The sequence below is a fragment of the Thermosynechococcus sp. OHK43 genome (genome assembly GCF_014466085.1).
In the GTDB taxonomy this organism is placed as follows: Bacteria; Cyanobacteriota; Cyanobacteriia; order Thermosynechococcales; family Thermosynechococcaceae; genus Thermosynechococcus.
Genome location: NZ_JACOMP010000149.1, coordinates 1 through 2,720 on the forward strand (window position 1 = coordinate 1; position 2,720 = coordinate 2,720).

A 2,720-nucleotide genomic window follows, 5' to 3' on the forward strand; every position below is an offset into this window, starting at 1 on the left:
ATCGGGATATTGGGCAACAATGTCAAGGGTTTGCGTACCAATGGAGCCGGTGGAGCCAAGGAGATTGAGTGCCTTCACAATTTTTGGGAGGGTCAGTGGACACCTTAATATCTACCGCAGGAGGGGACACAAGGCAAACCCATACCTATTCCGATGAGAATAGCAACAGGCGTTTCTTGAGTCTTTCCCAGTTATGGTGTTACCCCTTTCCCAACTGCTGCAGCAACTGAATGATAAAAAGGATGAATTTCTCAGGTATGACACTGCCTTTGCTGAGGTGCGACAGGCCTATCAAGAGGCCCTAGGGAGATGGCAGCAACAAACGATTCCTAAGGTTACCGCTGCCATTGATCCGCAGATTACCCATTGGGGGGCACGTCCCATTGAACCTTGGAATCAGGGGTGGTGCATTCCCTTGGGGGTACAGTGGCCCCATCGGCAGGCAGCACAGGGGTGGGCAATGGCCCAACTCATGGAGGTCACCACTGTTGCGGTGGATGGCTCCCAGATGGTTCCCAGTGAGGAGCTATTTTTGCCCGTGGGTGTGGTACAGGCGGGCTGGTTCCTCAATCACCATCGGCGCGATCGCCCCTACGCCAAGGAAATTGCCCTTGAACTGATCACACCAGCGGAACTGCGCCAAGCAGAGACAGAACTGGCTCAACCCCAAACATACCGCCTCCACGAGCGCTACATTCACCTGCGCCGTTTTGAACTGGAATTAAAAACGCTACGGGAGCGCATGGCCGAGGTAACCGCACCCGCGTTGCTACTGTTTGATGGCTCTTTTGTGGCCACGTTTGCGGAGTCCTATACCCCCCAATGGCAGGGGCGATATGTGGCAGCTCTCTGCCAGACCCTAGAGGCTAGTTGGGAGCAACGGATTCCACTGCTGGCCTACATTGATAGCTCCCAAGCCCGGGATTTAGTGACCCTTTTGGGACATCTGGATCGCCTCGCCCCTAGCCCGCACCTCTGCGATGCCCAACTCTTGAACACTGTTTTGACCCAGTGGGGCGATCGCTCCCCTCTGTTTATCTGCGATCGCGGCGGTATCCTTGAAAATTATGGGGCTTGGACCAGGGGTATTGGCTTTTGCTACCTCAAGGCCCATCAAGGCTATCCGGTACGTGTTGAACTCCCCCTGTGGATCTACGAAGCAGGACTACTGGAGGCGGTGATTCGCTGGCTCTGTGGCGAACTGATTACGGGTCAGGGCTATCCCTATGCCCTTGAGGTTGCCGATCAAGTGGCCGTTCTCCAGGGGAGCGATCGCCAGGCGTTCCTCAAGCAACTACAAGTCTGGGCAGAGGGCGTAGGCATAGAACTGCGCTTTAGCCGCAAATGGGTGAGTAAGCAGCAGCGGCGCTAGCTTTATGGGGGTGAATGGTGCAGCGCCTTTAGTGCTTGTTCCAATTCCCATTGTGACCTTAACAGCCAGTCTTTGCCCCGCAATGCCGGAACATTTCTAGGGCTTCCTCACGGGTCTGACCCGTAGTTTTGTTGGTGGCGTTGCCAGAAGTCTTCCCACCAGCCGCGGGGTTCCTGCTTGCTGCCTGTGTATTCCGTGGGGCGACCCGTATCACCATCGATGACGAGGCTACCGACATAATCGGCATTGCTATAGACCTTGGCAATTTGATCCTTGATGTGGCGCATATCCTTAGCAGAGACAACGCCATTGTCGGTCGCCTTATAGAATTGCACCGTCACACGGATTGGGAAGCGGGGATCTCGCTCGATGGGCAGGTTATCAATTTCAGTGAAGGGGCCTTCCACCGCGCCATAGCTAATTACTGCCGCCTCTACATTGGAGCGACCAGCGCTGGGTGCGGCTTTCATCAAAGTGGGGGCGGCCATCGGGAAAAAGGGCATCGCCGGTCGTGGCCACGGGGGTTGCTTCAGAGGCACTTGGATCAGCATCACCATATTCATCCCCGCGGCTTCCGCTTGGGCAGAGGTCATTTCCCTACCGCCGCTGCTGACGCCAAAATCACTGGCGCGTTGTCCCACCAGACTTGCCCGTTCGCCATTCTTGTTGAAAAATAACCGCTGTCCCCAGGTTTGGCCGGCTGCAAAGGCATCCCGCTGATTGTCAATGACAGTGGCACTGGTACCTTGGCGGGTGACGAGAATTGCTAAAACCGCTGGATTTTTTTCGTAGCTCTGGTAGTTAAAGAGGACGGGGTTAAAGGTGGCTTCCCCTTGGGGTGGAATCGGTAGGAAACAGGCTTGGGCACTCACCAGCACATGGCTATCGCGATCCGCCAAAAGGGAGCGCCCATTCCCCGCCCACGAGCGCGGGTTGTGGAGATAGTTGCGGAAGTTACCGAGGAATTCCTTGAGGTTGACCCGCTGGAGCGACTGGCCCTTTTCATTGCCCACAAAGATAAAGAAGCGTTCGAGGGGAATATCGGCCGTGCGATCGCTAAAGTTGGGAAAGCGAATCACTGGCATCAGACTCAGTTCATACCCCTTGGTGCGTGGGTTGTACTGCTGGATTTGAATTGTCATATCGCTGATATTGGGACCCACAGCAGAGTTGTGGTAGCGAGCCGTGTCTTCCCAGGTGATGTCAAGAATATTCAAGCCATACTGCTGGGCAAGGCGCTGCGCCTCTGGGTTGTGGATCATGCTGCGGGTGCGCTCAATCACTTCGTGGTAGCGATCGTAGTCAGCCACAGAAACGCGCGGTGGGGAGTCGGGTTGAGGGGATGGGG

3 protein-coding genes are annotated in these 2,720 nt (G+C 55.6%); 1 reads left to right on the plus strand and 2 read right to left on the minus strand.

Annotated features, from left to right (window positions below; translation table 11 throughout):
• Nucleotides 1–78: hypothetical protein (locus H8Q75_RS06295; protein WP_297040931.1), on the minus strand; the 78-nt coding region annotated here is incomplete at its 3' end.
• 115 nt (nucleotides 79–193) lie between these two features.
• On the opposite strand from H8Q75_RS06295, the gene H8Q75_RS06300 reads away from it, so the two are divergent.
• Nucleotides 194–1,372 (plus strand): DNA double-strand break repair nuclease NurA, encoded by a 1,179-nt coding sequence (locus tag H8Q75_RS06300; RefSeq protein WP_297040929.1) that lies wholly within the window; start codon nucleotides 194–196, stop codon nucleotides 1,370–1,372.
• Between the two features lie 107 nt (nucleotides 1,373–1,479).
• Here the strand turns inward: H8Q75_RS06300 and H8Q75_RS06305 are convergent.
• A partial coding sequence (locus H8Q75_RS06305; RefSeq protein WP_297040930.1) for a hypothetical protein occupies nucleotides 1,480–2,720 on the minus strand: 1,241 nt, incomplete at its 5' end.

Bases quoted from the DNA above. Each gene is read 5' to 3' on its own strand.
- H8Q75_RS06300 (WP_297040929.1), top strand. From the start codon at position 194: ATGGTGTTACCCCTTTCCCAACTGCTGCAGCAACTGAATGATAAAAAG.